This window comes from Sphingomonas sp. OTU376 (assembly GCF_038440415.1).
Taxonomy (GTDB): Bacteria; Pseudomonadota; Alphaproteobacteria; order Sphingomonadales; family Sphingomonadaceae; genus Sphingomonas; species Sphingomonas kyeonggiensis_A.
Map to the genome: position 1 here is coordinate 1 of NZ_JASATQ010000082.1, position 19,937 is coordinate 19,937.

Sequence of the window (19,937 nt, forward strand, 5' to 3'; positions counted from 1 at the left end):
CCCGCCCCCCCGCCCCCCCCCCGGGGGAACAGCTGGGGTGACGATCCCGCCTGAAGGTCGATACGACCTGACCCCGTCAGATCCACCCGCTCTCGAACTGCGCGACCTAGCTTCCCCCGGCAAGCTCGCCCCCACCAGCCTCACCGTCGCAGCCGGCGAGATCGTCGGCATCGCCGGCATGCTCGGTTCCGGGCGCAGCGAGCTGCTCCATGCGATCTTCGGCGCCGATCCCGCCGCGCGCGGTACGGTGCTGCTCCACGGCAAGCGGGTGGGTCCCACGCCCGAGGAAGCCGTGGCGGCCGGCATCGCGCTGGTGCCCGAAGATCGGGCGACCCAGGGGTTCGTCGCCGGCATGAGCGTCGCCGAGAATATCGCGCTGCCGCGCACCGGCCTGTTCCAGTCGCCGGGGCAGGAGCGCGAAGCCGCATTGGCGGCGATCGAGCGGCTGGCGATCAAGGTGCAGGGGCCCGATGCCCCGGTCGGCGAGCTTTCGGGCGGCAATGCCCAGAAGGTGGTGATCGCCAAATGGCTCACCCCCGATACGCGGCTGTTGCTGCTCGACGAGCCGACCGCCGGCATCGACATTGGCGCGCGCACCGACATCCTCCGGCTGATCCGCGGGCTCGCCGATGCAGGCCTGCCGGTGCTGCTGGTCAGCTCCGAGTTCGAGGAACTGATCGGCATCTGCGATCGCATCCTGGTGATGCGCGACGGTCTGGTGATCGCCGAAGTCGATCCCGAAACCACCGACGAGGCGGCGCTGATCCAGCGCGCCAGTGGCAATTTTCCAAGCACAGGAATGGCTGCATGATGCAGACGACAGACTGGCGCGCCGGCCTCGGGCTGCGCAAGGCCGGCATTTACTACGCGCTGCTGATCCTGCTCGCGCTGCTTGCCGGCATCGCCCAATCGCGCGGGCTCCCGGCCTATCTCTCGGCGCAGAATCTCGGCAACATCGCCTATCAGGCCTCGCTCGTCGGGATCATGGGCGTGGCGATGACGGTGATGCTGATCACCGGCGCGTTCGATCTCTCGGTCGCCTCGGTCGCGGCGCTGGCGGCGGCGGTGCTGGTCGGGCTGGCGCCGAGCATCGGCTTTCCGCTGGCGGCACTCGCCGCGATTGTCACCGCGGTGTCGGTCGGCCTGTTTAACGGCGTGATCGTCCAGTTCGTCGGCATCAACGCCTTCATCGTGACCCTGGGCACGCTCACGGCGGTGCGCGGGCTGGTGCTGGTGCTCACCGATGGCCGCTCGCTGATGGTCGAACAGCCCGAAGTGCTCCAGCAGATGCTGGCCTTCGAAAGCACGCGGGTGCCGCTGTTCTGGCCGCTGCTCGCGCTGGCCGTCGCGCTGTTCGCCTACGCCGCCTTCCGCCGCCGGATCGCGCTGGGGCTGGGTGGTGTCGTCGTCGCGGGCCTGGCCTTGCTGGCCGGGCGCGATTTCGCAGTGGCGGCGCCGGTGGTCTATCTCGCCTTGTTCACGGCTTTGGTCTGGGCGGTGCTGCGCTTCACCGTGGTCGGCCGCCGTATCTACGCCGTGGGCGGCAACGCCGAGGCAGCGCGGCTGTCGGGCGTCAACGTCCATGCCTACAAGCTCGGCGCCTTCATCCTGTCGAGCGCGGCAGCCGGCTTTGCCGGGGTGCTGTTCGGCTGCCGGCTCGGCGCGATCAACCCCACCGCGCTGCAGGGTGCCGAGCTCACCGTCATCGCCTCGGCGATCCTGGGCGGCACCTCGCTGTTCGGCGGGGCGGGGAGCGTGCTCAAGACAGTGGCCGGCGCGCTGCTGCTGTTCACGCTCACCAACGGCTTCAACGTGCTCGATCTGGGCGCCAGCTATCAGGGGCTGATCGAGGGCGTGGTCGTGATCGCCGCGGCTGCGATCTACACGGTTGGTGGCGATCGCCGCCGCAAGGAGGCGGCGCGATGAGCCGGCTGCGCATCGCCGTCCGCCGCTTCGGCCCGTTCGAGAGCGCGATCCGCAAGCAGTTCGACGATTTCCTGCGCGTGACCGGCCGTGACGCGACGCTGGAAGCCGTGGCGATGGACCTCAATCCGCTGCACGAAAGCGCGATTGCCGGGCGCGGGCTGGCCAGCGGCGAATGGGACATCGCCTTTCTCAACACCGATTGGCTGGCCGAGGCGGTGGCCGACGGGTTGCTCGAGAATCTGGCGCCGCATCAGGCGCGCGCGCCGATCCCCGACTGGCCCGATGCCTGGAGCCCGTCGCTCACCGGCCTCCAGCAGTTCGGCGGCGGGTTGTGGGCGATGCCCTATCATGACGGGCCCGAATGCCTCGTCTATCGCAAGGACCTGATCGCCGAGCCGCCCGCGACCTGGGCTGAATTCCATGCGCTGGCGCGGGCGCATCATGCGCCGGCGGAGGCGCGCTACGGCACGGTGCTCGCGCTCTATCCGGACGGGCACAACAGCTTCTACGATTTCTGCATCCATGTCTGGTCGCGCGGCGGCGAGGTTTTCGACAGTCTCGGACGGCCCGATCTCGCTTCGCCTCAGGCGCATGAAGCGCTCGATTTCCTGCGCATGCTGGCGCGCGATACCAGTGCGATCGCCCCCGATTGCCGGTCGCTGGACAGCGTCGCGTCGGGCGGGCTGTTTGCCGAGGGCAAGGTCGCGCTGATGGCGAACTGGTTCGGCTTCGCGGCTTATGCCGATACCGCGCCGGAGAGCCGGGTGCGCGGGCTGGTCGATGTCGCGCCGCTGCCCGGAAACGTGTCGCTCAACGTCTTCTGGGTGCTGGCGATCGGGTCTGGCTCGGGCAACAAGGCGCTGGCCTGGGATTTCCTGCGCCACTGCGCGACCGCACCGATGGACCGGCTGACCACGAGCGAGGGCGCGATCGGCGTGCGGCGCTCGACTTGGCTGGATGCGGAGATCAACGCGCGTCTGCCCTATTATCACCGGCTCGAATGGCTGCACGCGCATGCCCGTTCGATGCCGATCACGCCCGATCTCGCGCGGATCAGCCATATCGTCGACGATCTGATGACCGCAGCGGTCATCGGCGATCGCCCGACGGCCGAGCTGCTCGCCGAAGCGCAGAGCCGCGCAATCCGATGAATGCTCCCATGAACCACAAGCTCCAGCAAAGCTGGCCGATGCCCTCGGCCCCGCGTCCGATCGTCATCCTCGGCACCGGGGGGATCGTTGCGGACGCGCATCTCCCTGCCTATCTCAAGGCCGGTTTCCCGGTGGCCGGGCTCTACGATGTGGATCGCGGGCGTGCCGAGGCGCTGGCGGTCGAGTGGGGCGTGCCCCGCGTGTTCGCCTCGCTGGAAGAGGCGGCAAAGGCGGATGCGGTCTTCGATATAGCCGCCCCGCCGGTGGCGCACGGAGAGATTCTCGAATCCCTCCCCTATGGCGCGACGGTACTTCTGCAAAAGCCGATGGGCCTCGATTTGCAGGCCGCAACGGCAATCCGGGACACCTGCCGCAAGCGCGGCCTGGTCGCCTCTGTAAATTTCCAGCTCCGCTATTCGGCGATGATGCTGGCGATACGGGATGCGGTACGACAGGGCCGGCTGGGCACGCTGACGGAAATCGAAGTCCGCATAAACCTCGCCACCCCCTGGCACCTGTTCCCGCATCTGCGGAGCAACAAGCGGGTCGAGATCGTCAGCCACTCGATCCACTATCTCGACGCGATCCGCGCGCTCGTCGGCGAGCCGGAAAGCGTGTTCGCGCGCAGCTTCGATCATCCCTCGGGCGAGCTTGCCGATACGCGGACCTCGATGATCCTCGATTACGGCCCGACATTGCGCTGCCTGTTGTCGATCAACCACCAGCATGATTTCGGCCGCCGCTTCCAGGATGCGAGCTTCCGGGTGGAGGGCCTGGAAGGCGCGGCGATCGCCACGCTGGGCGTGCTGCTCGACTATCCGGCCGGCGAACCTGACGCGCTCTGGTTGACCGATCGGCGGCGGGACTGGGAGCAGGTGCCGCTGACCGGCGCCTGGTTCCCCGACGCATTCATCGGCCCGATGGCCAATCTCCAGCGCTTCGCCGCGGGAGAGGACACGGTGCTTTCCACCCATGTCGAAGACGCGTGGAGCACCATGGCGCTCGTCGAGGCCGCTTATCGCTCGGGCGACCAGTCCGGCATGTCCATTCCCAGACCCTGAAGGACTTTATTGTGACCGACCTTACCGGAAAGACCGCACTCGTGACCGCTGCCGCCCAGGGCATCGGTCGCGCCTCGGTGCTCGCCCTTGCCGCTGCTGGCGCGCGGGTGATCGCGACCGATATCGACGAAGCGCGGCTGGAAGGACTTGCCAGCGACCGCGTCGAGACGCGGCGGCTCGACGTGCTCGATCCTGCCGCGGTGGCTGCGCTGGCTGATGAGACGATCGATATCCTGTTCAACTGCGCCGGCGTCGTCCACGGCGGCACGGTGCTCGAGACCAGCGACGCCGATCTCGACTTCGCTTGGCGGCTCAACGTGATGGCGATGGTGCACACCTGCAAGGCGGTCATCCCCGGCATGGCTGCGCGCGGGGGCGGGGCGATCATCAACATGTCGTCGGTAGCCTCGAGCGTGAAGGGCGTGCCGAACCGCTTTGCCTATTCGGTCACCAAGGCGGCGGTGGTGGGGCTCACCCGCTCGATTGCCGCCGATTTCGTCGGCCAGAACATCCGCGTCACCGCGATCTGCCCTGGTACGGTCGATACCCCGTCGCTGCAGGAGCGCCTGGGCGCGGGCGGCGACTATGAAGGCACACGCGCCGCTTTCGTCGCGCGCCAGCCGATCGGGCGGATCGGCACGCCGGAGGAGATCGCCGACCTCGTCGTCTATCTGGCGGGCGCGACCTACACGAGCGGCCAGGTGCAGATCATCGATGGCGGCTGGACGATCTGAGCGGAGGCAGGGTGATGACGATCGATCGACGGAGTGTGCTGGGCGCCGGGGCAGGTGCGGTGGGGACGATGCTGCTGCCGGGATCCGCGAGCGCGGCGCCCGATCGTCTGGCGCCCTATCGGACGTCCTACAAATATCCCAAGCTGATCCTTGGCGGGTCGGGCATTCCCGGCAGCTTCGACGAGAAGGCGGTCGATTGCCCGTTCGTCTTTTCCGCCAACGGCAAATTCTACCTGACCTATGTCGGCTTCGACGGCACCGGCTACCAGACCGGCATCTGTGAATCGACCAACCTGGTCGACTGGACCCGCAAGGGGGTGATCCTAACCCGCGACCCGAGCGATCCGATCACCCGGTTCAACATCGCCTGTGCCTCGATCCTGCGGGAGAACGAGCTGCAATCGCCAGCGCGGCTGGTCAAGGTGGGTGGGCGTTATGTCGCTGCGTGGCATGCCTATCCCAATGCGGGCTATGAGGAAGGGGCGGCCGTGATCGGGCTCGCCTGGAGCGACGACCTGTTCCACTGGGAACGCGGGCCCGTGATCCTGCGTGCCGAGGACGGTGCGGAATGGGAGCGCGGCGGGCTCTACAAGCCCTATCTGGTCAAGATCGGCGACACCTTTCACCTCTATTACAACGCCAAGACCACCGGTCGCCCCTGGAAGGAGCAGACGGGCCTTGCGATCTCGAAGGATCTCAAGAGCTGGACACGGCATCCCGCCAGTCCCTTGATCCGCAACGGGGCGGAGGGCGCGCCCGACTTCCGCTTCGCGAGCGACCCCGTCGTCGTCTCGCACCGCGGGCAATGGGGCATGTTCTATTTCGGCCTCGCCAAGGACGGCTATGCGCGCGACCTGTTCGCGTTCGGCGCCAGCCCGACCCGGTTCACCAAGGCGGACGAGGTGCTGATCGATGTCGGGCCTCCCGGCTCGATCGACGAGAAATTCGCGCACAAGCCGGCGGTGATCCACCACGACGGCGCGCTCTACCATTTCTACTGCGCGGTGAGCGGAAAATGGCCGAACGACGTGCGCGGGCTCGCAGTGGCGCGCTCGAAGCCCTGGTGAGCGATCAAAATATTTGACTCGGCAAAACTGCAGAAATAGCTTCGCTGAATAATCATATTAGAATATTATTGATGCGGTTGCGTAGGAGCCGGCGCCCAGTGAAGAGCGGGTGCCAAGGAGCGCTCTGACGCGGGGTTGCCGCGCAAACAGGGAGAGGGATGATGGCACACGCCCAACGGCGGTGGAGGCCGCTGCTTGTCTGCTTGAAACTCGTCGCCGTGCTGGTCGGCATTGGCGGCGGTGTTGCAGCTTCGGCGGCGACGATCGAGGGCAAGCTCCAGCAATGGCGCGATGTCCGGCTCAGCTTCAACGGACCGAAGACGAGCGAGACCGCCGATCCCAACCCCTTCAGCGACTATCGGCTGAACGTCACCTTCACCAACGGCAGCAAGACCTATGTCGTGCCCGGCTATTTCGCCGCGGACGGCAATGCCGCCGAAACCAGTGCGAGCGAAGGCAGCATCTGGCGCGTCCATTTCGTGCCGGACGAGGCCGGTATCTGGAGCTATCGGGTGTCGTTCCGCACCGGCAAGGACGTGGCGGCGAGCCAGGATCCGGGCGCCGGCACTGGGGTCTCGATCGATGGCGAGAAGGGTACGCTCCAGATTGCGGCGGCGGACAAATCGGGCCGCAACAAGCTCGACAACGGCATGCTGCAATATGTCGGCCAGCATTTCCTGCGCTATTCCGGCAGCGGGAAATACTTCGTGATGGCGGGATCGCAGAGCCCGGAGAATTTCCTCGCCTATTACCAGTTCGACAACACCAAGGACTATCGGGGGGCGAAGGGCTTCGCGACCGAGGACCAGCTCCACCATTACGACCCGCACGTCCGCGACTGGAAGGCCGGCGACCCGACCTGGCAGGGCGGCAAGGGCAAGGGCATCATCGGCGCGCTCAACTATCTCGCGTCGAAGGGGATGAACTCCTTCTACACGCTGACGATGAACAACTACGGCGACGCCATGGATATCAATCCATGGATCTCCTACGACGCGCATACCCGCTATGACGTGTCGAAGCTGGCCCAGTGGGAGATCGTGTTCTCGCACATGGACAGGCTGGGCATGCAGGTGATGCTGATCACCCAGGAGGAAGAAGGCGAGCAGACGCTCGGCAAGCTCGGGGTGGAGCGGCGAATCTATTATCGCGAGCTGATCGCGCGCTTCGCGCATCATCGCGGGGTGATCTGGGATCTCGATGAGGAGATGGACCGGTTCCGCTATTTCACGATGCGGGACATCGAGGAAATCTCCAACTACATCAAGGCGATCGATCCCTGGAAGCACCCGATCCAGTATGTCCAGTGGAAGGCGGAGATGATCGCCGACGACAAGACCTATGGTCGGCTGCTCGGCTTCAAGAACTTCGATGCGACCGCGCTCCAGCACGATCCCGAGAACACCCATGCCGAGACGATCAAGTGGCTCGACAAGTCGGCGGCTGCCGGACATCCGTGGCTGGTCCAGCTGATCGAGATGAACCCGGGCGTGCGCACCGACATCGAGGATCCGGGCCACGACAAGGTCCGCAAGCTGGCGATCTGGGGCCATTACATGGCAGGTGGCACCGGCACGATGTTCTTCTTCACCGATCCGATCGGCGATCTGAACATGGAGGATTTCCGCAGCCGCGATCAGCTGTTCGACCTGATCCGCCATGCCCATGACTTCGTCAGCACCTATCTGCCGGTCACCGAGATGAAGCATGCCGATGCGCTGACCCCGGCGACCGACGACTATGTCCTGGCCAAGCCGGGCGCGGTCTATGCGGTCTATCTGCCAGAGGGCGGCACGACCACGCTGGATCTGTCGGCGGCGACGGGGCCGTTCGAAGTCAAATGGTACAATCCGCGGACCGGCGGCGCGTTGCAGAACGGCAGCGTGCGGACCGTCCTGGGTGGGGCCGCCGTCACGCTCGGCACCGCACCGAAAGGTGCCGCCGGCGACTGGACCGTGCTCGTCCGCAAGACTGGCACGCGCTGAGCGCAGAGAGGATTAAGCCATGAACAAGCTTCTACTCACGCTCGTAGCCCTGCTGCTCTCGCCCGCTGCCCTCGCGCAGGAAGGCGGCGGCGGCGCGGAGGTCGTGTCGCCGATGAACAGCAGCATGCTCGTCAAGATGAACACCTCCATCAGCAGCACCGCCAGCAAGCCCGGCGACCCGATCACCGGTATGCTGATCGATCCGCGCGAGCTGCGCGGGGCGGTGATCGAGGGCAAGGTGGTGCGCGCCGATCACGCCATCCTCGACTTCGCGTTCGACCGGATCATCGTCGGCGGGAAGGTGATCCCGATCCAGTCGCGGATCGTTTCGCTGACCAGCTCCAAGGGCAATGAAGGCCGCGACGACCTGGACAACCGGGTGCGTATCGAAGGCGTCGGCATCATCGCCTTCGGTACCGCCACAGCAGTCGATGAAGGCGCGGAAGTTCGCATCACCGCGTGGAAGCGGTGAGCACCAGGATCATGGAGAAGACCAGGATGATATCGGGTAAGCGCATTTTTGGCGCGTCGGTGGCGATGGCCGCGCTAGCATTGGCGGTTCCGGCGGCGGCACAGGTGCCGGGCTATGAAGCCAAGGTCGATGCCAAGCTGAAGCAGGTCAAGGCGGGGATCGCGAACGGGCCGTTCAAGTCGGACTGGGATGCGCTGCGCGGCAAGTATCGCACGCCCGAATGGTTCCGCGATGCCAAGTTCGGCATCTTCATCCATTGGGGGCCGTACTCGGTCCCGGCGTTCGCCAATGAATGGTATTCGCGCAACATGTATGTGCCCGGCAACGCCGCGTACAAACATCATGTCGAGACCTACGGCCCGCAGTCCAAATTCGGCTACAAGGACTTCATTCCGCAGTTCAAGGCGGAGAAGTTCGACCCCACCGCCTGGATGAAGCTCTTCCAGGACGCCGGAGCCAGATATGTCGTGCCGGTCGCCGAGCATTGCGACGGCTTCGCGATGTACGCGTCGGACTTCACCGAATGGGATGCCTCCAAGATGGGGCCGAAGCGCGACACCACCGGCGAGATTGCCAAGGCCGCGCGCGCCGCGGGCCTGCACTTCGGCCTGTCCTCGCACCGCGCCGAGCATTGGTGGTGGTACTATATGGGCCGCACCTTCGATTCCGACGTCAACGACCCGAAGAATGACGGCCTATATGGTCCGGCGGCGCCGATGGGCCTGCCGGCCGACAGGCCCGAGAGTTGGCCCGATGGTGGCCAGCTGCAGACCTGGATGCCGCCCAACAAGGCGTTCCTCAATGACTGGATGGCGCGCACCTCGGAGCTGGTCGACAAGTACAAGCCGGAGCTGATCTATTTCGACTGGTGGACCGCGGCGCCCAGCTTCGAACCGCTGATGCGCGATACCGCAGCCTATTATTACAACCGTTCGGCAAGCTGGGGCGGGCAGGGCATCATCGCGTACAAGGGCGGGCAGTTCGCCGAGGGCAGCGCGCTGTTCGACATGGAGCGCGGCAAGACCGACGCGCTCAAGCTGACGCCCTGGCAGTCCGATACCTCGGTGAGCGTCCATAGCTGGGGCTATGCCAGGAACGACAGTTACCGCACGGCGCAGTCGCTGATCTCCGACCTGATCGACATCGTCAGCAAGAACGGCAATCTGCTGCTCAATGTCGGGCCCAAGGCCGACGGGACGATCCCCGACGAGATCACTCAAGTGCTGCAGGGCATGGGCGGCTGGTTGAAAGTGAACGGCGAGGCGATCTACGGCACGCGTCCTTTCCAATATTTTGGCGAGGGTCCGACCAAGTCGGGTCAGGTGCGCGTGGGTGGCCAGGTCGAGGAATCGGCGGTGAAGGGCTACACGCCCGCCGACATCCGCTTCACCACCAAGGGCGACAATCTCTACGCGCTCGGGCTCGAGCGGCCGAAGGACGGCGCGGTGCTGATCAAGACGCTCTATGCCGGCACGCCCTATCTGACGGCGCCGATCAAGAGCATCGCGCTGCTGGATGGCGGCAAGGTCGAATGGGAGCAGACCCCCAAGGGGCTGCGCATCACGCTGCCGGCGGTTGGCGATGGGGCTTATCCCTACGCCCTCCGCATCCGCACGCGCTGAATCAACGAAAAGGCACGGCCGGGCCAGGTGCACCGGCCGGCCGACACTCAGGGGAAGATATCATGAAGCGGTTCGCTTGCCTGTTCACCGCCGCCGCGCTTGCGGGGACGGCGCTCTCTGCACCTGCCTCGGCGCAGGACATTCCGATGCAGCCCTTCCCGGTGGACCATGAGGCCCGGGTCGATTCCGGTGCCGATGCCCGTTTCCTGCTCGATGGGCCGGCGGGCAAATACGGCTTCATCCAGGCGCGCGACGGCCACCTCTATCGCGGCGACGGCAAGCGCTTCCGCTGCTGGGGCGTCAACCTGACCGGCTGGACGATCGGCGGCGAGGAGATCCCGTCGCACAAGGATGCCGAGACCTATGCCAATGCGCTGGCGCGGCTGGGGGTGAACTGCGTCCGCATGCACTTCCTCGACCGGCCCGACACGCCGGACCAGATGCGCAACGAGGGTACGAACGGGCCGGTGACCCACGGCCCGCGCGGCCTGATCCGCGGCGATGTGAACAACAGCCGCGAGATCAATCCCGAGCGGATGGAGCGGCTCGATTACTGGTTCGCGCAGCTCAAGAAGAACGGCATCTACGTCAACTTCAACCTGAATGTCGGCCGCGTCTTCAAGCCCGGTGACGGGGTGCCCGATGTCGATCTGATCAACAACGCCAAGGCCTTCACCTATTTCGGGCCCGAGCTGGTCGCGCTGCAGAAGGAATATGCGAAGCAGCTGCTCGGCCACACCAACCAATATACCGGGCTGCGCTATGCCGATGATCCGGCGGTGATGACCGTCGAAGTGGTCAACGAGAATTCGGTGCTCGAATTCTGGATGCGCAACTGGCTGCGCGGCGAGCGGGTGAAGGGCGGCGCCAACTACCAGCTCGACATGACGCCGCATTACCAGGCGCTGCTGGTTGACAAGTACAATGCGTGGCTGGTGAAGAACCGCACGCCGGCGCAGGTCGCCGAGCTGCACCGCATGGCGGGCGTGATGGCGGACAAGCCGGTGCCGTTCATGCGGCGCGGTGACCATCCGGATGCGCCGCGCCTGCGCCTCGACGCCGAGCTGGCCTTCCTGACCCAGGTCGAGATCGACTTCCACGCCGACATGAAGCACTTCCTGAAGGACGAGCTGGGCGTGAAGTCGCCGGTCGTGCCGATGGCGGACCATACCTATTTCATTGCCAACCAGCCGCTGATGCGCACCGCGCTCAAGGGCGATATCGTCGATGCGCATGTCTATTGGCAGCATCCGGCGATCTATGGCCGGCGCAACGAGCCGATGGTGAACAGTCCGGAATTGTCGATCATCCAGAAGCTGGCGCGCAGCACCGCTGTCGGCAAGCCGTTCACGGTCAGCGAGGTCAATCACCCGTTCCCGAGCGAATATGGATCGGAGATGATCCCGATCCTCGCCTCCTATGCGGCGCTGCAGGACTGGGATGGCATCTTCTTCTACACCTTCGAGACCAAGATCAGCGGCGAGTGGAAGCCGGCGATCGCCGACCATTTCGACATGACGCTGGACCCGGTGAAGATGGCGCAGATGCCGGTGGGGGCGATGATCTTCCTGCGCGGCGACGTCTCGGCGGCGAAGACGGTGCTGACGCGCTCCTATTCGACCGACCAGATCAGCGAGGCCTCGCGCCTGCCGCGGGCCGAGATGCCCTATTACACGCCGGGCTTCGACAAGATGATCCCGCTGGTGCACGGCTCGCGCGTCTCGTGCCTTGATTGCAAGCCGAGCCTGCCCGCGCCGCTGCCGCCTGCGAACCCGATCGTCTCGGATACGAAGGAGCTCAGCTGGAAGACCTCGGACGGCAAGGACGGCATCGTCAGTGTCGATACGGCGCGCAGCCAGGCGCTGGTCGGCTTCGTGCGCGAGAACCCGAAGGTGCAGACGCGCAACCTCTCGGCCGAGATCGCCAACCGCTTCGCGACGATCACCCTGTCGTCGCTCGACGGCAAGCCGATCAACCTGTCGAACCGGCTGCTGCTCACCACGACGAGCACGACCCAGAACACCGGCGCCACCTGGGATGAGCGCCGGGCGATGCTGACCAACTGGGGTACCGCGCCTACGCTGATCGAGCCGGTGACCGGCTGGATCCAGCTCAAGGATCTGGAAGGCGCGATTGGTGTCTTTGCCCAGCCGCTGGACGGGGCGGCGCGTCCGATCGGCAAGGAGATCTCCGGCAAGATGATCGAGCCGGGTTGGGAGATCCGCGTGGGCGCGCCGGCAACGACCAGTTATCTGATCCGGGTCGAGCGCTAGGCATCGATATTATGTAGTTTCGGCACCCTTTAGCTCCCCGGCGAAAGCCGGGGAACCTAAGTGTTGAATATCGATACACCCCAGTTACCGGCAGCCCTGCTTCAGGATCTGGGGCAGGGCGGTCTTCGCCATGCGGGTATAACCCGCATCGTTGGGGTGGAGATGATCGCCGATCTGCTCGGCGAGGCGCATCGTGCCCGGCTGGCCGGGCTGGTCCATCGCCTTGTCGAAGTCGATCAGGCCGTCGAAACGCCCTGCATTGGCGCGGATCCAGGCATTGGCCGCTTGGCGGCGCTGCTCGCCCGCCGCATCGGCATAGGCGGCGCCCTGATAGGGCAGCAGGGTGCCGAAGATCACCTTGAGGCCCCGTGCCTTGGCTCGCGTCAGCAACTGCTCATAGGCGGCGATCAGGCTGGCGGCGGGGGGCTGCCAGTCCTTGCCCGGGTTCCTGACCGTGCCGATGTCGTTGATGCCCTCGAGGATCACGACATGGGTGGCGCCCGGGACCGACAGCACATCGCGATCGAAGCGGGCGAGTGCGCCGGGGCCGCGACCCTGGCTCAGCAGGCGATTGCCGCTGATCCCGGCATTGGCGACCGCCCAGCAGCGGCCCTGCGGATTGGCGGGCAGCATCCGGCCGAGCTGGTCGGGCCAGCTCATCGCCTTGGAGGCGCCGGCGCCTTCGGTGATCGAATCGCCGAAGGTTACCAGCACCTTGGTTGCCGCAGTGCCGGACAGCTCCAGCGCGCTGACCACGCCCGAGGCGCGGGCGCGGCGGGGGCTGGGAAGCGTGAGTTCGGCGCTGGCGTCGCCGCTGGCGATGTCGACCATCTGGGCATGGGTGGGCGGCGCCACTTCGCCGGGGAAGTAGAGCGAGACCGCCAGCCGCTCGCCGGCGGCCACCGGATAGGCGAGCGGATCGGAGAGCATCGGGGCACGGGCGGGGATGCGAACATCCCGCGCGGCGCCAAAAGTCAGCGTGCGCAGGCTGCCGGGCACCGGTTTGCCCTCGGCGTCGAGACGGAGGATCGAGGCGCCACCGATGCGGAGCGCCTCGTCGGCAAGCTCGTTGCTGAGGCGGACACGCAGCGTCTTGCCGGCAATGCCTGCGCGCAGCTCCTGACGGACCGTCTCGGCCTTGAACGCGCGGCCGAGCGCCTTGCCGTCGCGCGTGTCGGGCTCATAGCCGATCGGCGGGCCGGACCAGGCGGGTACCCAGCGATCGGGGCCGCTTGCCGCGCCGGCGAGGAGCAGGGCGGCGAGCGAGAGCGTCAGCGGCCTGATCATCTGGCCTCTCCAAGCGCGAACCAGGCGATGCCGTGCGCCGCGATCTGGCCGTCTGCCCAGTCGCCGCCGGCGGGCTTCGCGCCGGCGGGGAGGGTGAGCGGACGGGCCTGCTTGCCGTGGTTGATCGCGATCAGCACGCGCTTGCCGCCGCCGGCACGGACGGCGATCTCGAGATCGGGGTCGGCGCCGGGGAGGACCGGACTCACCTTGGCTTCGGCGAGCAGGCTGGTGGCGAGCTGCTGCATCGTCGCCGGATCAAGCCAGGCGCCGACATAGGTGATGCTGCCCTTGCCGACCTTGCGGGTGACGATTGCGGGCTTGCCGTCGAGCCAGCCGCCCTTGTCGGCATAGGTGGCACGGACCTGCACGTCCCTGGCGAGCGGCTTGATATCCTCGGCCCAGATCGTCGCCTTGCCCGCGACAGCACCGGTCACGCCGACGCTTTCGTCCAGCGCATAATATTGGGCGATTTCAGCGCCGAGCAGCCCGGCGAGCGGCCCCGGCTGCTTTTGCGGCCACAGCGCATTGGCATCGTCGCGCATGCCCGAGCGCGGGCCGAGCACGAGATGACCGCCGCCGCGGACATAGCGCTCCAGCGCCTTGGCCTGGGCCTCGGTGAGGACCATCAAATTGGGCGCGACCACCAGCTTGTAGCGGGCGAGATTCGCTTCGGGCGCTACGACATGGACGCCCTGCGCCTGGATGCGTAGCGGGCGGTAGAAGTCGGTGAACGCCTTTATCGCGTCGAAGTCCTTGTGATGGCGCTGGATATCGATCGCCCAGCGGCTGTCATAGGAGAAGAGCATCGCGACATCGGCGCTGGGTGCCGTGTCGGCGAGCAGGGGCGCGGCGGCGACGAGATCGGCGGAGGTGCGGGCGATCTCGGGCTGGATCGGGTTGGGCTTGCCGTCCTGGCCGAGCACCGCGCCGTGATAGGTCTCCTGGCCGTTGGCGGCGGGCCGCCACTGCCAGTAGAGTACTGCGTCGGCACCGTGGGCGACGGCCTGCCAGGCCATTTCGCGGACCTGGCCGGGGTCGAGCGCGCGGTTGACCGGCGCCCAGTCGACGCGGCCGGGCTGGGTTTCCATCAGCCAGAAATTGCGCTGCTTGTAGCCGCGGACGAGATCGTGATTGGCGCCGTTCGCCACCCAGTCGGGGCGGCCCTCCTGGATGTAATTGTCCCAGGAGGCGATATCGAGATCGCGGTGCATCGCATAATGATCGAAGCCCGCATTCCAGAACATCGTGTTGGTGGTGACGAAGGCGCGGGGATCGATCAGCGGGCGGATCGCACGGACCTGGTTCTGGACATAGTCGGTCCAGGTCGCGGTGGTGAAGTGCTTGAAATCGAGCAGCAAGCCCGGGTTCTGCTGGCCGGTGGCTCGCAGCGGGATCTGGCCGAAGTCGTTGTAATGCTGGCTCCAATATTCGGTGGTCCAGCGGCGGTTGAGCTCGTCGATGCTGCCGTAGCGCTTCTGCAGGAAGGCGTGCCAGGCAGTTACCGATTCGGGATCGAACGAGGGCGGGCCGACTTCATTGTCGATCTGCCAGCCGACCACCGAGGGATCCTTGCCATAGCGCTTGGCCATCTCGACCGCGATGCGGCGGGAGAAGTCGCGGTAGCGGGCGCTGGCGAAGGAGAAGTGGCGGCGGCCGCCATGGCCGGCGCGGGTGCCGTTCTCGTCGACGCGCAGGACCTCGGGATATTTCTGCGTTAGCCAGGCGGGCGGGGCGGCGGTGGGGGTACCGATCACCACCATCATGCCGTGCTTCTTCGCCGCCGCGATCGCGCGGTCGAGCCAGGCGAAATCGAACTTGCCTTCCTCGGGCTCCATCCGGCTCCAGGCGAACTCGCCGACGCGTACCGTGTTGAATCCAGTGGCTTTCATCAGCGCAAGATCAACGTCCCAGCGCGCTTCCGGCCATTGCTCGGGATACCAGGCGACGCCGACCGCGATGGCCGGCTTGTCGGCAAAGGCAGTGGCGCGGTCGAGGCTGCCTGCCTGCGCCAAAGCCGCCGGGGCGGTGGTGCTCAGGGCCAATGCCAGCACTGCCCATCCTGCCCAACGGGCCATCCTCTCTCTCCCTTGTCGTTTCATACGCTTTTGGTTGCAAAGGTGATGCCGCGAGATGACCCGGAGGCCAAGCCTTATTTATCGTTTTATATGATGTTTTGACCTGCTAGGTTGCGGCAAAAGAATAGCCGAAGAGGGAGAGATATGGCGGGCATCGGACGGTGGCTGGCGGGGTGCGCGCTGGTGATTCCGGCGGCGGGGGCGATGGCGCAGGAGGTGCCGCAACCGGCGGCCGACCGGCCCAGCCCCGAGGCGTTCCGCGATCCGCCGGCCGAGGTGCGGCCCGGGACTTTCTATCACTGGATGAATGGGAACGTCTCAGCAGACGGTCTGGACGCCGATCTTGGCGCGATGCGGGAAATCGGCATCGGCAGCGTGATGGCGTTCGACGGGAGCAGCGATGTGCCCAAGGGGCCGGTCGACTATCTCAGTCCACAGTGGCTGGGACTGATGACGCACATGATGGCGAAAGCCGAGCAGCTTGGCATGAAAGTGGGGCTGCACAACGCGCCGGGCTGGTCGTCCTCGGGCGGGCCCTGGATCACCCCCGAGCGATCGATGCAGCAGCTCGTCTGGACCGAGACGACCGTGGCGGGTGGCAAGCCGATCACGGTGAAGCTGGCGCAACCCTATACGAAGCTTGGCTATTATCGCGACGCCGCGCTGATCGCCTTTCCGGCGAGCGCGGGCGACGACAGCGTGTACCGCGATGCAGTCGCCGAGATGCGGACGGCGAGCCCGGTCCCCTCGGCCGTGCTGACCGACCGGGACTTGAACACGGGCACGGATGCAACCCCCGATGCGCCGCTGACCATACGGATGAAGTCGCCCTTCACCGCGCAGGCGGTGACTCTGTACAGCGACGCGCATACCGGGCCGTTCAGTGCAAGCATCGAAGTCTCAAGTGACGGGAAGAGCTGGACGCGCATCGGCCAGGTCAGCGCGCCGGCGCAGCATGAGCGCGGGATCGAGGCGCCCGGCACGATCAACTTCGCACCGGTCACTGCCAGGTGGTTCCGCGTCACGCCGAAGGGGCGACTGAAGCTCACCGAGGCGCTGTTCCATGCGACGCCGCGCATCGATGGCTGGGATTTGAAGGGCGAGCATCTGTTCCGTGCCTCGCCCGCCGTGGAGCCGCACCCGAGCGATCTGCGCAAGGCCGATGCGATCGATCCGGCGAAGGTGATCGACCTCACCGGCAAGCTCGATGCCAGCGGCACGCTGCGCTGGACGCCGCCGGCGGGGCGCTGGACGGTGCTGCGGCTGGGGCACACCAGCACCGCGCATCTGAACGTCGCGGCATCGGATGCCGGGCGGGGCCTCGAGGTCGACAAGCTCGATCCCGATGCGGTGGATTTCCAGTTCCAGAGCAGCGTCGGCAAGCTGGCCGAGGCTTCGGGCGGGTATCTCGGCAAGACCTTCGATATGCTGATGATCGACAGCTACGAAGCCGGGCTGCAGAACTGGACGGCGAAGCTGCCGCAGTTCTTCGCCAGGCAGAAGGGCTATGCGATCACGCCCTGGCTGCCGGCGCTGACCGGGCGGATCGTCGGCGATGCCGACCAGTCCGACCGCTTCCTGTTCGATTTCCGCGACACGCTCTCGGACCTGATGGCGGACAATTATTACGGCCGGATGCAGAGCCATGCCAACGCGATCGGCCTGCATTTCTATGCCGAGCCGTACGGCCCCGGCGCGTTCGACACGCTGCAGGTGTCGGGGCGGACGGAGGTGCCGAGCAGCGAGTTCTGGACGCGCACGCCCTGGACCGACAACCGATCGATGAAGATGGTGACGTCGGCGGCGCATGTGTACGGCAAGCCGGTGATCGCGGCGGAGAGCTTCACCGGCGAGGCGCAGACCAGCCGCTGGCAGGATTATCCCTATGCGATGAAGGCGCTGGGCGACCAGATGTTCGCGCTGGGGCTCAACCAGATCATCTTCCATCGCTATGCGCATCAGCCCAATCCCAAGGCGGCGCCGGGGATGGTGATGGGGCCGTGGGGGATCAACCTCGACCGGTCGAACACTTGGTTCGCCCAGGCCAAGCCGTGGATGCAGTATCTGGCGCGCAGCCAGTATCTGCTGCGCCAGGGCAATTACGTTGCCGATGTGCTGTTCTTCACCGGGGAGGAAACGCCCTATCAGGCCGAATATGCGCGGCCCGATGTGTCGCCGGACAGCAACCCGAAGATCGGGCAGTATTTCGAGCCGCATATCCCGCCGGGCTATCAATATGACCTGGTCAATGCCGAGGTGCTGCTGACCCGCGCGAGCGTGAAGAACGGGCGGATCGTGCTGGCGAACGGCGCGGAATATCGGCTGCTGGTGCTGCCGGCGACGCTATCGAGCATGACGCCGCAGCTGGCGAACAAGCTGCATGCGCTGGTGGAGCAGGGGGCGGTGATCCTGGGCCCGCGGCCGGTTCATTCGATGACGATGACGGGCGACGCGGATTTCCGCGTGTCGACCGAGGCGCTGTGGGGCGCTGGAGATGCGCCACGCAAGGTCGGCGCGGGAATGGTGTTCCCCAAGGGCAGCGTGCTCGAGGCGATGGACGCGCTCAAGGTCGGGCCTGACGCCCGGTGCGAGACGCGGACGCCCGACGGGCAGGTGGCGTGGCTGCACCGCAAGCTGGCGGGCAGCGACATGTATTTCGTCGCCAATCGCCAGCGCCGCGCCGAGACGGTGACGTGCAGCTTCCGGGTCGGCAGTGCCGTGCCGTCGCTTTGGGATGCCGAGACGGGGACGGTCTCGCGGCCGGTGCTGTTCGCGAGCGATGCGGCGGAGACGAAGGTGACGTTCGACCTGTCGCCGGCCGGATCGACCTTTGTGATGCTCGACCCCGACAAGGGCGAGGCGCGGGCCGGCTGGATCGCGCGGGACGGCAAGCGGGTGGCGGAACTCGATCCGCCGGTCGCGGTGCGGGCGACGGCGCCGGAGGGCAGCTTCACGCTGTCGCTCTGGGCCAAGCCGGACATCGACCTGCGCGTGCTGCCCGACGAGAAGACCGAGGGGCGGATCAACGAGACCGGCAAGAACTACCTCATCAACGCGCGATCGGGGCGTGACCTGCACGGCGAGGGCAGTGCGATTGCCGGGCTGGCGTTCGGCCGCAACGGCGCGATGGTGATCGAGCGGGCGAGCCCGGACAGCGTGCCGGCGGTGCTGGTGAGCCGGGTGCCGGTTTCGGGCTGGACGCATGTCGCTTTGGTCTATGATCGGGGCACACCGAGCCTCTATCTGAACGGCAAGCTGGTGCGCACCGGGCTGCGCAGCGGGCGGCGGGTGTTCGCGGGCGGCAGCGACGCGCCGCAGCCGCTGGGCGTTAGCTATTTCTTCGAGGGCAATTCGACGCCGCTCAAGACGGTGGCGCGGGCACTCAGCGCGGACGAGATCGCTGCCGAAGCGGCGGGCGATCCGCCGGTGGCGCCGATCGCGGCGACGCCGGTGACGGTGGAGCGCGACGACACGGGCGGGCTGCGTGGCCTCGCCTGGGCGAGCGGGCGCTATACGCTGGAGGGTGGCAGCGGCTTCACCGCCAAGGTGCCCGAGCCGGTGACGGTGGCGGGGCCGTGGACGGTGCGCTTCCAGCCCGGGCGCGGGGCGCCCGAGAGCGTGGTTTTGCCGAAGCTGGAATCGCTCAGCCATCATGCCGATGACGGGGTGCGGCATTTCTCGGGGACCGCGACCTATCAGCGCAATATCGACGTACCGGCGAGCGCGCTGGGCAAGGGGCGGCGGGTCTATCTCGATCTGGGCCGGGTCGAGGTGCTGTCGGGCGTGACCGTGAACGGCAAGGATCTGGGCGTGGTGTGGAAGGAGCCGTACCGCGTCGACATCACCGATGTGGTGAAGCCGGGGGCGAACAGCGTCTCGTTCGCCGTGACCAATCTCTGGGCCAACCGGATGATCGCCGATGCGGCGCTGCCCGAGGAAGGCAAGTTCGTCGATGCCGAATGGCAGATCGGCGAGAAGGTGGCGGCGGACGGCAAGAAGGTGCCGGTGATGGCGCGCAAGATCACTGCGCTTCCCGACTGGTACAAGGCCGGCGAAGCCAAGCCGGCGGGTGGACGGGTGAGTTTCACGCCCTGGACCTTCTATTCGGCGGACGAGCCGCTGCTCGATTCCGGGCTGCTCGGGCCGGTGCGGCTGGTGTTCGCGCAGGAGGTTTCGGTGAAGCGGGAGCGCTAGGTGGCATCAACCTTGGGTGTGGCAGCTGTTCCCCGGGGGGACCCCGGGGGGCCCGGGGCGCCCGGGGAGCGGGGAGGAGACCCGGGGCCC

General features: G+C 66.5%; 13 protein-coding genes. 11 read left to right on the forward strand and 2 right to left on the reverse strand.

What is annotated here, in order from left to right:
* The first annotated feature begins 37 nt into the window (after positions 1 to 37).
* The 10 genes from AAHM44_RS22235 to AAHM44_RS22280 all read left to right on the forward strand — a co-directional run bounded on the left by AAHM44_RS22235 (position 38) and on the right by AAHM44_RS22280 (position 12,291).
* The gene (locus AAHM44_RS22235; protein ID WP_342251357.1) at positions 38 to 811 is read left to right on the forward strand and encodes an ATP-binding cassette domain-containing protein; all 774 of its coding nucleotides are present in this window, start codon (positions 38 to 40) and stop codon (positions 809 to 811) included.
* Positions 808 to 1,926 (forward strand): ABC transporter permease, encoded by a 1,119-nt coding sequence (locus AAHM44_RS22240; RefSeq protein WP_269575986.1) that lies wholly within the window; start codon positions 808 to 810, stop codon positions 1,924 to 1,926. The genes AAHM44_RS22235 and AAHM44_RS22240 overlap by 4 nt, the downstream gene beginning before the upstream one ends.
* Entirely contained in the window at positions 1,923 to 3,077 is a 1,155-nt protein-coding gene (locus AAHM44_RS22245; RefSeq protein ID WP_342251358.1) for an extracellular solute-binding protein, read from the forward strand. The genes AAHM44_RS22240 and AAHM44_RS22245 overlap by 4 nt, the downstream gene beginning before the upstream one ends.
* 8 nt (positions 3,078 to 3,085) lie before the next feature.
* Positions 3,086 to 4,138 carry a Gfo/Idh/MocA family protein gene (locus tag AAHM44_RS22250; protein ID WP_342251359.1) on the forward strand — a complete coding sequence of 351 codons (1,053 nt, stop codon included), beginning with the start codon at positions 3,086 to 3,088 and terminating at the stop codon, positions 4,136 to 4,138.
* Positions 4,139 to 4,149: 11 nt separating this feature from the next.
* Entirely contained in the window at positions 4,150 to 4,872 is a 723-nt protein-coding gene (locus tag AAHM44_RS22255; RefSeq protein WP_342251360.1) for an SDR family oxidoreductase, read from the forward strand.
* Positions 4,873 to 4,886: 14 nt separating this feature from the next.
* Positions 4,887 to 5,939 (forward strand): hypothetical protein, encoded by a 1,053-nt coding sequence (locus AAHM44_RS22260; RefSeq protein WP_342251361.1) that lies wholly within the window; start codon positions 4,887 to 4,889, stop codon positions 5,937 to 5,939.
* 203 nt (positions 5,940 to 6,142) lie between these two features.
* Entirely contained in the window at positions 6,143 to 7,924 is a 1,782-nt protein-coding gene (locus tag AAHM44_RS22265; protein ID WP_342251362.1) for a DUF5060 domain-containing protein, read from the forward strand.
* A gap of 19 nt (positions 7,925 to 7,943) precedes the next feature.
* Entirely contained in the window at positions 7,944 to 8,396 is a 453-nt protein-coding gene (locus tag AAHM44_RS22270) for a hypothetical protein (RefSeq protein ID WP_342251363.1), read from the forward strand.
* Positions 8,393 to 10,018, forward strand: coding sequence for an alpha-L-fucosidase (locus tag AAHM44_RS22275; protein WP_342251364.1), 1,626 nt, complete (start codon positions 8,393 to 8,395; stop codon positions 10,016 to 10,018). The genes AAHM44_RS22270 and AAHM44_RS22275 overlap by 4 nt, the downstream gene beginning before the upstream one ends.
* 62 nt (positions 10,019 to 10,080) lie before the next feature.
* Complete coding sequence (locus AAHM44_RS22280; protein ID WP_342251365.1) at positions 10,081 to 12,291, forward strand: hypothetical protein; 2,211 nt, start codon at positions 10,081 to 10,083, stop codon at positions 12,289 to 12,291.
* An 84-nt stretch (positions 12,292 to 12,375) separates the two neighbouring features.
* Here AAHM44_RS22280 and AAHM44_RS22285 read toward each other — a convergent pair whose 3' ends face one another.
* On the reverse strand, positions 12,376 to 13,578 hold the full coding sequence (locus AAHM44_RS22285) for an SGNH/GDSL hydrolase family protein (RefSeq protein ID WP_342251366.1): 1,203 nt from the start codon (positions 13,576 to 13,578) through the stop codon (positions 12,376 to 12,378).
* The gene (locus AAHM44_RS22290) at positions 13,575 to 15,653 is read right to left on the reverse strand and encodes a beta-galactosidase (RefSeq protein WP_342251367.1); all 2,079 of its coding nucleotides are present in this window, start codon (positions 15,651 to 15,653) and stop codon (positions 13,575 to 13,577) included. Before AAHM44_RS22290 ends, AAHM44_RS22285 begins: the two co-directional genes overlap by 4 nt.
* 144 nt (positions 15,654 to 15,797) lie before the next feature.
* Between AAHM44_RS22290 and AAHM44_RS22295 the strand changes: the two genes are divergently transcribed.
* Complete coding sequence (locus AAHM44_RS22295; protein WP_342251368.1) at positions 15,798 to 19,847, forward strand: glycosyl hydrolase; 4,050 nt, start codon at positions 15,798 to 15,800, stop codon at positions 19,845 to 19,847.
* Positions 19,848 to 19,937 lie beyond the last annotated feature (90 nt).

What these genes read in the sequence shown, in the direction of transcription:
- AAHM44_RS22240 (WP_269575986.1), top strand. Translation starts at nt 808, where the DNA reads ATGATGCAGACGACAGACTGGCGCGCCGGCCTCGGGCTGCGCAAGGCC.
- AAHM44_RS22245 (WP_342251358.1), top strand. Translation starts at nt 1,923, where the DNA reads ATGAGCCGGCTGCGCATCGCCGTCCGCCGCTTCGGCCCGTTCGAGAGC.
- AAHM44_RS22250 (WP_342251359.1), top strand. Translation starts at nt 3,086, where the DNA reads ATGAACCACAAGCTCCAGCAAAGCTGGCCGATGCCCTCGGCCCCGCGT.
- AAHM44_RS22260 (WP_342251361.1), top strand. Translation starts at nt 4,887, where the DNA reads ATGACGATCGATCGACGGAGTGTGCTGGGCGCCGGGGCAGGTGCGGTG.
- AAHM44_RS22270 (WP_342251363.1), top strand. Translation starts at nt 7,944, where the DNA reads ATGAACAAGCTTCTACTCACGCTCGTAGCCCTGCTGCTCTCGCCCGCT.
- AAHM44_RS22280 (WP_342251365.1), top strand. Translation starts at nt 10,081, where the DNA reads ATGAAGCGGTTCGCTTGCCTGTTCACCGCCGCCGCGCTTGCGGGGACG.
- AAHM44_RS22285 (WP_342251366.1), bottom strand. Translation starts at nt 13,578, where the DNA reads ATGATCAGGCCGCTGACGCTCTCGCTCGCCGCCCTGCTCCTCGCCGGC.
- AAHM44_RS22290 (WP_342251367.1), bottom strand. Translation starts at nt 15,653, where the DNA reads ATGGCCCGTTGGGCAGGATGGGCAGTGCTGGCATTGGCCCTGAGCACC.
- AAHM44_RS22295 (WP_342251368.1), top strand. Translation starts at nt 15,798, where the DNA reads ATGGCGGGCATCGGACGGTGGCTGGCGGGGTGCGCGCTGGTGATTCCG.